At 45.1% G+C, this 16,213-nt stretch carries 11 protein-coding genes; 8 read left to right on the top strand and 3 right to left on the bottom strand.

What is annotated here, in order from left to right:
- Positions 1-222: 222 nt before the first annotated feature.
- From RQP52_RS08510 to RQP52_RS08540, 7 genes are all read left to right on the top strand, one after another.
- On the top strand, positions 223-1,161 hold the full coding sequence (locus RQP52_RS08510) for an ABC transporter permease (protein WP_315951491.1): 939 nt from the start codon (positions 223-225) through the stop codon (positions 1,159-1,161).
- 17 nt (positions 1,162-1,178) lie between these two features.
- Positions 1,179-2,054: a carbohydrate ABC transporter permease gene (locus RQP52_RS08515; protein WP_127450708.1), complete on the top strand. Its 876-nt coding sequence runs from the start codon at positions 1,179-1,181 to the stop codon at positions 2,052-2,054.
- Between the two features lie 42 nt (positions 2,055-2,096).
- Entirely contained in the window at positions 2,097-3,770 is a 1,674-nt protein-coding gene (locus tag RQP52_RS08520) for an extracellular solute-binding protein (RefSeq protein WP_315950812.1), read from the top strand.
- 117 nt (positions 3,771-3,887) lie between these two features.
- A complete protein-coding gene (locus tag RQP52_RS08525) occupies positions 3,888-8,945 on the top strand; it encodes an OmpL47-type beta-barrel domain-containing protein (RefSeq protein WP_315950814.1) in 5,058 nt (1,685 codons plus the stop codon).
- A 127-nt stretch (positions 8,946-9,072) separates the two neighbouring features.
- Complete coding sequence (locus RQP52_RS08530; protein WP_315950815.1) at positions 9,073-10,389, top strand: spore germination protein; 1,317 nt, start codon at positions 9,073-9,075, stop codon at positions 10,387-10,389.
- Positions 10,390-10,415: 26 nt separating this feature from the next.
- Entirely contained in the window at positions 10,416-11,516 is a 1,101-nt protein-coding gene (locus tag RQP52_RS08535) for a GerAB/ArcD/ProY family transporter (RefSeq protein ID WP_315950817.1), read from the top strand.
- Complete coding sequence (locus RQP52_RS08540; RefSeq protein WP_315950819.1) at positions 11,506-12,573, top strand: Ger(x)C family spore germination protein; 1,068 nt, start codon at positions 11,506-11,508, stop codon at positions 12,571-12,573. Before RQP52_RS08535 ends, RQP52_RS08540 begins: the two co-directional genes overlap by 11 nt.
- A 38-nt stretch (positions 12,574-12,611) precedes the next feature.
- Here RQP52_RS08540 and RQP52_RS08545 read toward each other — a convergent pair whose 3' ends face one another.
- The gene (locus RQP52_RS08545; RefSeq protein ID WP_315950821.1) at positions 12,612-13,391 is read right to left on the bottom strand and encodes a class I SAM-dependent methyltransferase; all 780 of its coding nucleotides are present in this window, start codon (positions 13,389-13,391) and stop codon (positions 12,612-12,614) included.
- 162 nt (positions 13,392-13,553) lie between these two features.
- Here RQP52_RS08545 and RQP52_RS08550 point away from each other — a divergent pair, with 162 nt between their 5' ends.
- Positions 13,554-14,093 (top strand): cupin domain-containing protein, encoded by a 540-nt coding sequence (locus tag RQP52_RS08550; protein ID WP_315950823.1) that lies wholly within the window; start codon positions 13,554-13,556, stop codon positions 14,091-14,093.
- A gap of 6 nt (positions 14,094-14,099) precedes the next feature.
- On the opposite strand, the gene RQP52_RS08555 is transcribed toward RQP52_RS08550, so the two are convergent.
- On the bottom strand, positions 14,100-15,443 hold the full coding sequence (locus tag RQP52_RS08555; RefSeq protein WP_315950825.1) for a hypothetical protein: 1,344 nt from the start codon (positions 15,441-15,443) through the stop codon (positions 14,100-14,102).
- 134 nt (positions 15,444-15,577) lie between these two features.
- Positions 15,578-15,853 (bottom strand): hypothetical protein, encoded by a 276-nt coding sequence (locus RQP52_RS08560; protein ID WP_315950826.1) that lies wholly within the window; start codon positions 15,851-15,853, stop codon positions 15,578-15,580.
- Positions 15,854-16,213 lie beyond the last annotated feature (360 nt).

Below are 16,213 nucleotides of genomic sequence, written 5' to 3' on the forward strand. Positions count from 1 at the left end.
ATTGTTGTTTATTCACCTTTGCCCCCATTCACGAAAGCCTTGTACAGCAAGGGATTTGAAATAGTTTACTCACTAATTCATGTATATTGAGAAGGATGGCGCTTCTAGGGTACATTGAATCCATCGATGGCAAGGTAGCATGTGATGGTTCAATGAATATTCGAAAGGAGGTGCCACACGATGCCGCATACACCGTTAGACAATACGCAATCAGTCCCCATGATGACCGCTCAGAGATCTACCCGCTATAAGGCCAAGTTGCTGCAGCCCCGTCGACGTCTCAAACAAAATATGCCTTTATTAATGATGTTTGTCCCGGTTATTGCTTACTTTATTATTTTTCGGTACTTTCCAATTTTAGGTAACCTCATTGCGTTCAAGAACTATAACTTAATGGAAGGCATATGGGGAAGCCCTTGGGTTGGCCTCAAACATTTCAAGACACTATTCACCCAACCGCAGACCCTGACGATTATCCGTAACACGGTCACTTTAAGCTTGTTAAGCATTATCACCGGGTTCCCTTTTCCAATTATCATTGCCATCTTACTGAATGAAGTTCGTGCCATGCGCTTCAAAAAGATTGTGCAAACACTGATTTATGTGCCTCACTTCTTTTCATGGGTCATTGTCGGAGGGATTGTCGTTACGATATTCTCCCAGCAATCCGGTATCATCAACAGGCTGCTGGAGCTATGGACGGGTCACACCACTGCCTTCTTGTATCAGGAACATAGCTGGATAGCGATCTTTCTCGGTTCCGGAATCTGGAAGGAAGCCGGTTGGGGAGCGATCATTTACTTGGCGGCACTTACCTCTATCGATTCACATCTGTATGAAGCAGCTAGTATCGATGGGGCTTCCAAATGGAGACAGATCTGGCATGTTACCCTGCCCGGTATTCGCAGCACGATTATTCTCATGCTGATTCTGAGTATGGGAAACGTCATGGAAGTCGGGTTTGATCACGTGTACACCCTCCAAAATGCAGCTGTTTCGGATGTCTCAAGTGTCATTAGCACCTATATTTTTATCGTAGGTGTTCAGGGAGGACAGTTCAGTTTAACTACGGCTGTCGGGTTGTTTGAGTCTCTGGTCGGCTTCTCCTTCGTCGTCCTTGCGAATCAACTTGCCCGTAAATTCGATCAAGGACTGTGGTAAGAAAGGAGCCTCCCCTCATGAAACCAGCATGGGATGAGAAAATCTTTTATACATGCAACTATCTATTCCTGGGACTTGCAGCATTAAGCTGTGTACTTCCCTTGCTTCACATCATTTCTCTCTCTCTAAGCAGCTATCAAGCGATTGTATCCGGGCATGTCTCTCTCTGGCCGCAAGGCTGGACAATGGAGGCTTATAAGGCCTTATACACAGGCACGAACATGGTAAAAGCTTTCCGCAATAGCATCGTAATTACCGTTGTAGGCGTTGTGCTCAGCATGTGGTTTACCATCATGGCGGCTTATCCGTTAGCCAAGAAATATTTCTATGCGCGTCGTTTTTTTACACTGGCTATTGTATTTACCATGCTGTTCGGGACGCCATTAATTCCTCTTTTCCTGATTGTAAAAAGCCTTGGCTTACTGGATACCTACGGCGCCATCTGGATGCCCGGACTGATCAGCGCATTTAATATGCTCGTGCTTCGGACCTTTTTTATGAACGTGCCTGAAGAGCTTGAAGAGGCAGCACGCATGGATGGTTGTGGCGAATGGCGACTTCTCACTCGGATCATTCTCCCTCTATCCCTCCCCGTGCTGGCAACGTTGACATTATTTTATGGCGTCGGATATTGGAATTCCTTCTTACATGTACTCATGTTTATCAATGACAGTACTCGGATGAACTTGGCGGTAATGATTCAACAAATGGTCGCCAGTCAATCCATTCTTCAAGAGCTTAACTCCGTAAGACCGGATGATCTGCAGCAAATGACTCCGGAATCCATCAAAGCAGCCGGCGTAATTGTTCTCATTGTGCCTATGCTCATCGTCTATCCTTTCTTGCAGAAGTATTTTGTCAAAGGGGTTATGATCGGCGCGATTAAAGGATGAATCGGAAGACCTTGAAAACGAATTATCTAAGGGGGTATTTCCATGTTCATGGTACCAAAGGGTCATCGGAAAGCCATACTTGCCACACTCGTCTGTGCCGCCGTCTTGGCAGGCTGCTCCACTCCCAAAGTAGACGATCCAGGGGCATTAACAAGTCCCCATACAACCCCAGGAGCCGAATCTGCGAAAAGAGGAGCGATTAACGTTTCCGTGTATGATCGGGGAAATATCCCACCGGAGGAAGGCAACTGGGATAAAAATCGTTGGGTGGATTGGATCAACAAGAACGGTCCCGTGGATGTGAAGTATACACCCGTCCCCCGCTGGGAGTCGTTCCCGAAATTTAATGCCTTGTTTGCCTCAGGAAGCGCACCGGACTTGATTCTGGAGTATGATGCCAATTACAGAAACAGCTGGTATTCGCAGAAACTATTGATGCCGATTGATGAGATGGTTGACAAATACAGCACGACCTACAAACAAATTCTCGAAAAGTATCCTTTGCTGCGCAAGATTGGAACTAAGGAAGACGGCAAATTGTATGAAATTGGACGTTTGAATGTCGTGGCTCCACATCATCGTCTCTTAATCCGTGAGGATTGGCTGGAGAAACTGAATCTGCAAGTCCCAACGACGACCGAAGAATTATACAATGTGGCCAATGCCTTCGTGAACCAAGATCCGGACGGCAACGGTAAAAAGGATACGTTCGGTATCAACCTGAGCGGTGTCGGCTTCTCCGTGATTAGCCATATCTTTGGGCGTTCAATCGATTGGGCTGAACAAAACGGTGCTTTCGTCCATGATTGGGACCGTCTCCAAGCTTCTGTCGAATTCCAGAAACGTTTGTTTGACAACGGTTTAGTGGATAAGGACTTTCTCACGGATAAAAACGGACAAAAAGGCATCCAGGATTTCATGAATGGTAAATTGGGGATTTTTGCGATCGACAGTGCCTGGTTTACCATCTCGAACTATGAAACTTTGAAGAAAAACAACCCTACGGCGAAGGTCATTCCCATCGCATTACCGAAAAGCCAGTACGGCCAATTCAGCCCGATTATCAGCACACCTGTGCAAATGGTCGGTGTCGTCAACGCCAAAGCCAAAGATCCGAAAGCGATTATGCAATATATAGACTGGATGGTGGATCCCGAGCACGCCAGTTTGCTGAAAAACGGCATCGAAGGTACGCATTCACAAAAAGGCTCGAATGGCTGTTTGCAGCCTATCGACACGGAGAAGAATAAGAAGGAGCTTTACACCGACGATTTGAACATGATGAGATCCGATTTACTGCTCGGCAAATGCGCGGAAGTGTATCTCGTGAATCTTCGCCCTGAAGTGCCTACGCAAAAAGAACTGCTCGATATCAATCTCAAATCCAAAGAAATTTATATCAATAAAGATCGTCCGGTTCCTTCGCTCGGTAACGACTTCCTGCCGGTCTTGCCGGATGACCTGCAAGCGATTGTCAAAAGCACCAGCAAGTCCAACAATATCGACAAAGGTGACATTTGGTTGAAAGCTTTGGTAGGCGGCCCCGGCTATACCGCACAGCAAGCGGTGAAAGATGCCAAAGATGTTTGGGAAAAGGCCGGCGGCAAGCAAGTCGATGACTATTATGCCAAATGGTACGAGAACAACAAAACCAAAATATTCAGCATTGATGATCTATACAAATTCGCTGAACAATCACAGAATGAATTGAAATAAAACGAAGGAGTAGCGGTGCTCTTAGGTTAGCAGAGTCGGAGCACCGCCTACACATGACGTGGACCCCGGATAGGATTAGGGAATCCTATTGATAATCTCATTCATTTGGAGGTAATTATGAGATCCCTACACAAGTCAAAACTCCTTGTTTCAATCCTTCTGTCGGCAATCATTGTCTCGCTGCTCCCTCTCTTCCCTGCTTACCGTGCCAGTGCTTCGGGAACAGGTATCACGCAGGACTATTGGAACAATATTCCTGGCGGGAAAGTCGAACAAATCCCAGTAAAGGCGCCTCCTTCGGGTTCGAGGGTCCTCACCAGCTTTGAGACCCCCAATAATACCGGGGATCTTTATGGTTCGCGCGTTTATGGTTTTCTGACGCCGCCGGTTAGCGGCGGTTACACCTTCTGGATTGCTGCGGATGACAGCTCAGAACTATGGCTGAGTCCGGATGGCGATCCTGCACACAAAGAGAAAATCGCATGGAACACGGTTTTCGCCAAGCCCAGAGAGTGGAACAAGTCTCCTACTCAGAAATCCGTGATCATTCCGTTATTAGGAGGCAAAAGATATTATATCGAGGCGCTGCACAAAGAAAACACCTCGAATGATAATTTGGCTGTCGCTTGGCAAGGCCCGGGTATGGCCCAACAAGTGATACCCGGTGCTTACTTAACACCTTATGTGCTGCCGGATGCGCCAACAAATCCCGTCCAGGACGACACAGCAAACACATTCGGGTGGACGCCTGTTCCCGGGTACTCGGATCTAGCCGCCTATGAATACAGCACGGATCGCGGCAACTCATGGCAAACGGTATCCATGAACCCGCTCCAGCTGGAGAATATCAATTACACGACCGGACAAATTCAGGTTCGGTTAAAAGAGACTTCGGCGCAACCTGCAGGCAAGATCTTGTTCTCAACTACCTTTTACACGCAAATTAAAGTTGTAGAGCCAACTCCTGCGTATTCGTTGCTTTGGCGGATAGGGCTTGATGATCAGCTCTCTTCTGAATTTAGCGACTATTCATCGTCTCCTACGGAATCCATCAACCTCCCTTCGGACTGGGCAACCCGCACTGATTGGAGTTCGGTATCCAAAGGCTTAAAGCTTAACCGCAACGGTACGATGGTGATTACTTACAACTTAGCCGCAATTCCGGATTATGGTGTGCAATTCAGCTTCAGGAGCTTGGATGCGTATGTATCCGTTCCACAGTTAGCTGTCTTTTCCAATGATACGATGGCCGGATTAATTCAAATTGTCGGCCTTACCGGAGGAAATACGAATCGGAAATTCAAAGAAACTTACGAGCTGTATATTCCTAAGGAAATGCTAAGGGTTGGACCTAATGAGCTGAAGCTCTCCTTGGATCGCGGTTTGTATGCCGGAACTGCAGGTGATGAATTCCATTGGTTTGAGTGGGATTATGCCAAACTTGAGGCTTTGGCGGCTCCAGCAACAGAACCCATTCACGGCCGGTATATCCGTCTGGGAACGGCGTTAGTGTCGCATGTGTTGAAAGACCGTGACTTGCAAACGATGGAAGTAACGAAGTGGCTGGGGCTTGCCTACAGCGGAAACGTCATACGCAGCAGCCAATTTTCGCGTGAATGGCTGACTGCCTTGCGGGACTTGAATTTGGCCCCCGTGCTGCTGCCTTTCGGAACCTACATCAAAGACCCGGAGCTCTCGGCCGGCGTTGTCCCGGAAAAACTGAAAGAATACTACAACAATCTCATTGCAGAAAATGGGGATTTATTTGACTACCTGGAGCTGGATAATGAACCTGGGGTGTTCAACAATGCCTTTGCCGCTGACTTGGCGCTGGCCAAGTATGTTAGCGAGCAAAAGCCATTGTTAAACCCTTGGTTGAAAGCGGTTTCTCCAGGTTGGGCCTACTGGCCATCCAAAGGCATTCCGGATGGCTGGGAGCGAGATCCCGCCTATCGCAAGCAAATCGAAGATTACACCGATTTGACAAACGGTCACAGCTATACGTTAAGCGGCATTTCAAGTGGTGATGGCGGCGCTCTTGTAGAGACACAGAAAACCTTTCCGGATTATCAGGGGGACGGATTGGCTAAACCGATGATGATGAGTGAAACCGGTGCTAATGATTTTCATACGGATAATAACCGGTATGACACCTTCACCCATCGCTTCGCCTCCATCTTCGATCGCGAAACGCGCAGTACGATTGGCTATCTGGATTACATTATGCAGCATGCCGCCTACTTCCGAGAGTACAGCCTGCTCAAAGAAGATATCGTGATGAATTCTGCTGACGATGCGGAAGCATGGATTAATGCGAGCGAGCCCGATGAAACGCGATTGAAGATTTTCCGCCGCTTGGCGCTTGCCTACAGTACGCATGGCAAACCCCTCCTTTATGTATACACAAATCAGAATGAGCTTGCCGGGAAAAAAGCTTACTTCCGTGCGGTGGATACATCAACGCTTGGTGTGAGCAGTACCGGAGCTAAATCCAACAAAATTCTGCTTAACTTTGTGAATTTCGAAACGACTCCGGTCACGATGAATGTGAACGTTACCCTGCCTGCTAACGTTCAGTATGCGGCAGAACGTTTTGGTGCAGGCAACACGTATGCGGCTGCTCGCAGTTTTAGTATCATTGACGCCGCTTCGGGCGCGCAATTATCGGAAACGATTCAGCCCGGTGAAGCCGTTCAATACATCCTGACGCCATACGAGAATGCCATACCGAGTACACCTACGCTGCAAGCGCGGGCCGTTTCTTATAAACAAATTAAGCTGACATGGCAGCCCTCTACGGATAATGCAGAAGTGGCCGGTTATAAGCTTTACGATAACGGCGTATTGCTTGCAAAGCTTCCTAGAGCAGTCACACGCTACTCACATCAAGATGTGAGTCCTGAAAGCGCTCACTCTTATACGCTTATCGCTTATGATGATTCGGGCAATGAATCCTTGCCGAGCGCCCCTATAGCCATATCATCCTTAACTTTACCTTCTTCCCCTTTTACAACGACATCTACGGGAGCTTTACATGTGGAATCGGAGCAAACGGAGCTGGAAGGTGTGACACATCATGGCACATTTGTCGGGATGTATTACACGCAAGGAAGAATGAATTTGCTGAAGCCTCCTGTCAAAGCAAATACCAATTATATTCTTAAGCTCAAATATAGCTCTGCAGCGAATAAGAAGGTCAATCTCACGATCAACAATCAGTTGATTCGCTCCATTGATTTGCCCGGAACGGAGCCTAACGTCTATACAACAATCGAATACAATGTCATGATGCCTGCGGACGTAAGCAATCTTGTGCTTTCCATTGTCAAGAGTACCGATAATGTGTTTGCTTACTTCGATTGGTTCGAGCTGACGGAAGGTCTTTTGGATGAAACGCCTCAGAACCTGTGGACAAATGTCGTTCATTCCAGTCCCAATACGTATTACTCCTCTGCTACCTTCGGTTCAGGGGCAAATGGTGCTGATCTTCATGAAACGTCAACACCTGGCGATTACGCAGCCATGGCTTTTAGAGGCACGGGAATTCGTTGGTATTCGGATATTGAGTCTACTTTGGGAGTCGCAGATGTTTATATAGACGATGTCCTGCAGGCAACGGTTGATTTGAAAACAGCAAACACACAGGGCGCAAAGAAGCTGGTTTTCGAAAAAACGGGCCTCCCCATGGCAAACCATATCATCAAAGTTGTCGCTAAAAACGGCCGTGTTATACATCAATCGTTTGAATTTTTGAGCTTGGAACGCCAGCCCCTGACACCTGGCCCTGATTTAATCGTAACCGACCTTGGAACAGATCCAGCCGGTCCTTATGCCGGGCAAACAGGTGTACGTTTCTATGTCACCGTGAAAAATGTGGGGCTTCTTCCCACCCCTGCCGGTCAAATTACTGGAGCCGTATTCGGTTTGAACGGGGGTTCGTTCGGCTATACGGATACGTACAATCAATCCATTCCAGTTGGCGGCACTGCTACGCTGTATACGAACGCAGGGGGTGAAAACGGGTATTGGGAAGTGCCCAATGGAGAAGCCACCTACCAATTAAGCGTCAATATTAATGATATCGGGCGCTTCACGGAGATGGATCGTACGAACAACACCAAAGAGATAACGTTCCAAGTAACTAAGCGGGACGTCTCCCCTCCTGTAACCACAGCGACAGCGAACGGAGCAACGGGTTCTGGCACATTTAATAAGCAAAATGTGCAGGTCGCCTTTACAGTCGCACATCCGACTGTCGGGGTAGGCATAAAGCGGACCGAGTACCGCATTCTGGGAGGAGCTGAGACTTGGCAGGCTATCACTGATCAGCCGATCACTTTCGCCGATGAAGGGATTTACCAAATCCAATACCGCTCCATTGATACGATGAATAACGAGGAAGTGCCCAAAGATTTGATTATAGGCATCGATAAAACGGCTCCAACTACCATTCATTCCTCATTAGAGGGATGGCAGCGGACACCACAAACCGTCACATTAGCGGCCTATGATGCATTAAGTGGTGTACAACAGACCTTTTATTCCCTAAACGGTGGAACGCCAAGCGCCGGAACATCAGTAACAGTAAACACTTACGGTGTGAACACAATCCACTACTACAGTACGGATATCGCTGGCAATCAAGAAGCTAGCCGCTCTGCGGAAGTACGTTATGATCCACAAGCTCCTGAAATCAACATAGCCGGTCCGTTAACCGTTTATTGGACGGATCCGATTGTCATGAATGTTGGTATCACAGATGCTTTTAGTGGAGTAGCTTCATCAAAAGTTCAACTGGACGGAATCGTTGTCAGTCCTAACATGAACCTTCAACCGCTTAGTTTATGGTTAGGTTCGCATACAATTGAAGTAACAGCAACCGATAGCGCGGGCAATACGATTGTACGTACCTATGTATTAAAGGTCATCATGGATCTGGATCATTTGGATGATCTCCTCCGGTTATTATGGAATTTAGGTTATTTCAAAAACCAAACCGTCTATAACAGCCTGCAGACAGCGGTCGCCGTGCTTCAGAAACTGGTGAACCAAAATCAACTGAAAGATCCGACTTTCTTTGATGCTGCTATTAAAGACGGCAAGTATGTGGACAGCGCGACCGCCAAGATGCTTCAAGATGCCCTGCTATTTTTACAGCAAAAATTTGGGAAGTAAATAGGAATAAGGGCCTTTGTCCAAAGCTGCTTTTGGATGATAGGCCCTTATTTGATTGCTTGCGTCCTGCAGGAGCCCGCTGAATAATTCCCATTTTATAGTAAACACTATCTCAGGGAGGTTAGCCATGAGCAATTTTTTGGAGGTCATAGGAAAAAAAGCAGAGCTACACCGTGATTTGAAAATCGAACGTTTGCAGCTCGGAGCAGAATATATGTGGTTGGTTTACTATGATTCTGTTGTGAATTCGCAGGAAACCATTATGTTTATTTGGAACTCCGGCATTACGTCAAACGTTTCCTACGATGATATTTGCATGCGATTGGCTGGCAAGCCTTGGAGCCCTGAGGCGATGAGTGAGCTTCAACTGGGACGGGTAGTTTTACTTCATGCCACGGGCGAACAAGCATTCAGTTTCCAAGGAGTTCCCGCTTCTCTTTCCCGTTCTATTGAAAAACCCGAGAACGAATCGATGCCTTTTGCTCCGGCCGTCGCCTTCATGGAACCGTTAACCACGAATATTGGACTCATTAGAAAAACATTGAATTCGCCCTATTTAATTGCTGAAGGTTTTACTTTTACAGGAGGAGCAACGAAAGAGGCGTCTTTGATTTACCATTCAGAGTTTGTGAATAAGGAACTGCTGCAACAAGTAAAAAGTCATTTGCAGAACGCTTCACACAGAGATTTACAAACAGGTCAAGACCTGATGGAAATACTTGGCTGCAGTCGTTTTGATTTGTTATCACCTTTTTACAAAACGGAAATCCCTATGCAAGCAACTTCGTCCTTGATGAAAGGCCGAGTCATCTTGTTGATAGATGGAGAGCCCGTGGCTTACGTGCTGCCCCTGCTATTTGGCGACTTTATTTCCATTCAGTGGGATAAGCAACTTCCCCTGATCATTATGTTTGCGCTCCGTTCCTTACGTTTAATGAGCCTGCTAGTCTCTTTGTTGACCCCTGGTCTTTATGTAGCTCTTGTCTCCGTAAATCCGGAAACACTGCGGATCGAACTCGCCCTCTCTGTAGCAAGCAGCCGAATCGGCATTCCGCTTCCTACTTTTTTAGAAATGGCCTTTTTATTAATTGTTAGCGAAATCAGTATTGAATCCACACAGCGGTTACCCAAGAGTATTGCAGCATCCATTACAGTCATCGGAGGCATCGTTCTTGGAACAGCCATTGTCGATGCAAAATTGGTAAGCAGTCTTGTCATCATTGTGCTGTCCATTTCCGTTACGGCCACCTTTGCTTTTCCTAATTACTTAAACACGTTGAATCTACGAATTATGAGAGCAGTTATCGTTGTACTCTCCAGCATTTTTGGTGTATTCGGTTTGTTCGCTGGTTTTATAGCGATTTGTTTCTACGTATGCAGAATTGAACACTTCGGTATACCGTTCATGAACTTTTTTGATTTCAAAAAATTAAGACAAACCTAACAACTGAAAAGGAGTGACGCCAGCCTATGAGTTCTCGATGGATTTCAATGTTAACAGTCCCCTTTTTTTTCATCGGATCTCATTGCAGTATCATATTTCTGCTGTTTCCAAGAGCGATGTTACATACGACGAAATATGGACATTGGGAACCAGCCATTATGTACATGCTTATTGAATTAATCCTCATGGTCATTTTGTTGAAGGGTTTGAACAAAGCAGGGAATTTGGATTATGCTGATCTACTTCTTCCTCTCGGTAGATGGGTTAGTACTGCCCTGCTTCTGCCACTTATTCTGTATATTCTCATGATCGGAGTTATGGGAATTCGCGGCTTTGCTGAGCTCATGATTATCGTATTCGTGGTCCGATCACCGTTAATTTCAATTTTGATATTACTTTCTTCTATTACCTTGCTTGGAGCTTCTATTGGCCCCCAAGGTATCTTAAGAGCTAGCACCTTATTGTCATTTCTGCATTTCCCTGCTCTTTTATTTGCCCTACTGGGATGTTCCGTTAATGCAAGGTTGACCAACATCTTTCCACTTGTAAATACAAGCTTTGACTTTATGCAGCATTTTGAGTTCCTCGTTCCCTTATTTACGATTTGCCCTTTTCTTCTTCTGGGTATGCTGCCTCCTGTTATAAAAGTACAGTTGAAGCCTCTTCTGATTACAATGATTCCATTGACTGTGCTGTATGTGGTCATCATCTATATTCCAATGCTTGTATTTGGTGTCAACGCGGCAACATTAATGAATTTCCCACTGGTAACAAGTATTGATACCGTCAATCTTACATGGTCCATATTTAATCGGATCTCTTTATTTTATGCCGTTGCTCTGCTTGCTTTCGTGCTAGTAATAACCTCCTATGCGCTTTGGGCTTCATCTGTGTTAGTTCGCAAAATGATACCAGGATGGAAAGAGACATATATTAGGCCCGTCCTATGCTTACTTGTGTTTGTTGCATCCGCGATGATTCCAAATTGGAGTTCCTACGTGAAGATCTACGCATCCGATATTGGGTTCCGTATCTTTGTCTTCTTGGCGATCCCCATTGCTGTCTATCTCCGAGGTGGTTTCATTCAAAGAGCGTTTAGAAAGAAGGTTTTCAAAAATGATGCGTAAGCTTCAGACTGGCGCTCTACTACTCACATGCGCAGTATTGTTAACCGGCTGTTGGGATATTAAAGACGTTAATCACCGGGTTTTACCTATTGTCATGGGTATTTCCTATGGGAAAGGGAGTAAATACAGAATTCACATTCAAATTCCATATCCTGAAAAACAAGGATTATCATCTAAAGTTTACTACAAAGAAGCCGACACGATTAGTAAAGCACTTACTGATATTGATACAGATATTGAAGCCGGAATAGATTTTATGCACGTGCAATTAATCGTAATAGATCGTGCACTTGCGGAAGATGGGATTCAAGAAGCGATAGCCTTCATCACGAGAAGCCAGCAGCTCCCTACCAAAGCGCTTGTAGCCATCACCTCGGAGGAAATCGGGGCTTTTCTAGCGCATACAGGTCGTGTCATCCAAACGGACGGAAGCGCACTCATGAATTTTTTCAATAAAAACGCAGGATGGAGTCCTGAAATTAATTTAGCTTATGTTTGGAAAATTTTTGGCGCTATGCACTCTGACACGGAAGATGTCACCATCCCTATTCTGCGATCGGGAAAATCAACAATGCTGGAGTTCCTAGGGTCTGCAGTCATGGCCAAAGGGAAAATGAAAGGGGAAATTAAAAAGGAACAATCACTGTTAATCAACTTATACGAAGAATTGTTTCAAGGTTCTGTTGTTCAAGTAACGAATCGGGCAAGCGTAGCCATAGTAAAATGTAAAAACCGCATATATACGGATTGGCGTGATGAACATCCCGTACTTCATATGAATATGCAGCTGTCCTTGCAACTTATTGAAAACAACGGTGGTTTGAATGAAAAACAAATCGAGGAAGCCTTTGCCAAAGATATGATAAAGCGTTATGAAGAACTCTTCGGTCAGCTAAAAACGATAGGTTCAGATGCTTTAGGGACTGGGCAATATTTCAGGAACAAGCTGCCCTTCGATCAGCTTGCGAACTGGCGTCAAGACTATTATCCTAAATTGGAAACGGATCTGACGATTGGATGCATAATCACGAATAGCGGCGATGTATATGAAAATTAACTGTGGGCAACAAATAAGTAATAGAGGCTTACTAGCCTCTATTTTTTTGTGGCTATCCATACGGTCCATGAATCTTTTTCGACAATAGGAAGCGTTGTATGTTCAAGCTTATTTGTAAGGAATATGACTAATTCCTGAAGCTCACTATCCGTAATTTCATGAAGAATAGAACGCCCTGTTCGTTGCAGCAAATCTTGTGTCAACGCTCCCAACTCTTCATAAACACGTCTTGTTTCCCAAAGTTGCGTCTCATTTAGCAGTTCAAATCCATTTGCTGCAAGTGCAATTTGCACTTGATCTGACGTATGTCTCCGAGCAACTTCTTTCTCAATCAATTGAGGAAATTTCTCAAAGAAGTAGCCTCTAAGGTGATTGGCATCCCCTGGAAGTGTACAATCTTTTGGGGTCCGATCTTGAATGATAAAAAGTCCATTCGTTTTTAACGTACGATTTGCTTCTTTAAAACAAGCCACTAGATCATTTAAATGATGGATTAAAGCTCTTTCCAGCACGATGTCATAGGTATTCGATGGTAGATTGGAACTAATAGCATCACCTAACACCAACGTAATATTCTCCTTTTCCTTACAGTTGTCCGCAGCCCCTTTTAACATTTCCTTCGAAAAGTCAACGCCAGTAACATGGCTTGCCCCCATCTCACTAAAGGCTTTCGTGTATATGCCGCCGCCGCAACCGATATCTGCCACTACTTTATTGCGAATTTCCATCCTTTTCTCAATGAATTTCACCCAAGTATCGTCAGCGATCCTTGTCGTATATGTAGCCTTGTTCTTATCATCGTGAAAATTGATCGGCATAAAAATTCCTCCCCAATTATTTTAATTTTGTTAATTGGCTGAGCGTATTGACGATACACAATTGGAAGGGATACCATGAAGCTGGGTGTCGTCTTTTCTTGGGATTACAACGAGGAATGACTCCCGCGTTAGCTGACTATGACCATAAATAAGGAGGCTGTCATGACAACTCTTGACAGACAAATAACGAATCCCCGCAGCGGACAAAGAATGATTTTCCGTACGACCGGGAAAGAGACGAATGGTGCCTTATTGGAAATTGAAAGCTTTAATCCCCCCTCGAAAGAACGAGAACCCGAACATATTCATCCGAGACAAACAAGTTCATTAGAAGTGATTACAGGCAAAATCCACTTCCATATAAACGGCGAAACCCGCGTTCTTGGACCAGGAGAGCGCTTGGAGATTCCTGCGGGGCTCCCCCATTATTTCTGGAATGAAGATGCTGAAGAAGCGCATACGATTCAAAAATTTACACCTGCACTGGAAATTGAAGGATTTTTCCGTACCTATTTCGCTCTTGCAAGAGACGGCAAGCTTAGCGCAAAAGGGACGCCTAACTTGGTTCGGATGTCTCTTCCAATGCTCAATTATCAGAACGAAATTCAGGTGGTAAATCCACCATGGCCCGTGCAGAAAACCGTCTTTAAGATCCTTTCCCCCCTAGCCAGGCTGCTTGGTTATAAAGAGAAATATGAGTGATAACACTTATAGAAAATCAACTGTAAAATACTGCGCTATTTTATTTAGATACCACTGATCCTTCGTAATCCATGAATCACCGGATGGCATGTAAGGTATGAAATTTGCCAATGTCTGAGAGCGATCCTCGATTTCCAATGCTTCCCTTGCATCAGAGGAGGACATCGTGCTGTCCATATGAAAGGCAACGACACCATGAATATATAGATCCTTATTGCCATTTTGCATGGAGAAAATCATGCTTGTGCTGTATCCATCGACATGCGTATGTTTGGCGGGTGTATTACGGGTTGGATTGTCGCGCCCGGCATTCCAGTTATTGTGAACCATGGAGACATATTTATCGAGCGCTTCATCTGTGGCTTGCTGATGAATGTATACCTCCGGCTTTGGTTCAGCGTTGAAATCCGCCTCTAAACTCTCGATGCGCCGGGAGAGCAATGCTAAGTTATCCGACACTTCCTTCAAAGGAAATGCGCCTAAATCTTCAGCTTTTACATATAAGAACGTATTCAAATAATCTTGAATCTGAGGAGCCAACCGTACAAGTGTTGCATCTTGTGCGATTCGGCTGTTCAACGTTTTCACCTCTTGAAGAATGGTTTTCGAGAAGTTTAGAAGATACGACTCCATCTCTTCAATGGCGGCCATATCCATAGTCAAAAGAGTATCCGGTTTGGATAAAGAAGCCATCGCATAGTAATTCAATAGCCGTTTTTTCATATCACCGGGAAAAATGTGCATGTGCGTTTTCAGATCTTCCAAGCGCGGCAGTATATCTTCCTTGCTTGTATGATCTTCAACCGTATCATAAAAAATCTCATTCTCCCCGTCGTCATTGGAGACCGTTGGGTCCAAATACAGCTTTTGAAGGACATTACTCGCAAGTTGGCTGATTTGGTCTCGAGACTGCTCCCACTGATCTTTCGCTAAATGCACGGTAAAGTCTGCTTCATCTATTTCCTGCTCCAATATCGCATTAAACGTATAAGGATTCACGCGCGCATTTGCTTTGGCCGAAAGGATTTGACTCTTCATCCCAATCAGCTCGAAAGCCTGCAACAAATCGCTTGTCGTTGCGCTGCGTTTCAAACTGTCGCTGTACTGGGCTACTAATTTCCGTTGAATACCAGGTTGCCCAATCGACGTGGTTGGTGCTGCCAGCTGTTGCGACATCATGCGCGCCACCTCTTTATTGCCAATCGTTCTCTGAAGCTGAAGAACAGAGGAAGCATTCGTCGGCATACGCAATGATGAAGATGGCTGATCCGCACTTTTTGAAGACGGGGATTGCTTCTCCAACGAGGGACCGCTCGCTCGGGTTGATTTCGAAGATGCATGGGCTTGCATACGGGTCTCGGGCCTCCTTAATGCTGATTTACATAGGTCAGATATCATTTATAGTACCACAATTTACCACGATAGCGATTAGCAGAATTGATTGAGTGCCCCGCTGTGCGAATAGTTGGTTTTTAAGCATTTACTTACGAAGCTTTTGCTGTTAACAAGTGATAATAATTAAGTATTTTCAGTCCTTGCGTTGTTGCATGCTTATTAAATATTACCTCGACATCTTGCAGACATTCTTGCCAAACAATTTCTTTTAGTTTAGAGTTCTGCCCATAACATTTTTTGATAAGTACATCTTCAGGCGTAGCAAGGTATTCTATCTCCTCAAGCAACTCTACATGAATATCCGTTAAACCACTCCCATGAAGATTAAGATCAGACAATAGGTCATTTGCCTCAGGTTGAGGCATTGGTGAATATAGACCTAGTTTAGGAGGCTACAGATCAAATCTACGGTAGAGCCAACTTATTAGTATTAAATGGAAATAATACAGTTATTCCATGCAATAACATAGTTTTTGCATGAATGAATGGTATTTCTCCTGTTAAAATAGACGATTGTGCTAGAAAGATGGGATGTCTGAGCAAATTTACTGGAGTTTTTCCAGTTAACCGGCTTACTGAGTCAGAACACGCTTAAAATAAAGGTAGGATATCCCTTTAATAAACTAATTCCGGCAGAGCGGAGCAAATATCTCACGAGTAAATGAAAGTCCCACAATTTAAGCTTATGTAAATTTTCCCATATCCTATTGTCCCGTTCTTACGCA

This window comes from Paenibacillus violae (assembly GCF_032461945.1).
Taxonomy (GTDB): domain Bacteria; phylum Bacillota; class Bacilli; order Paenibacillales; family NBRC-103111; genus Paenibacillus_E; species Paenibacillus_E violae.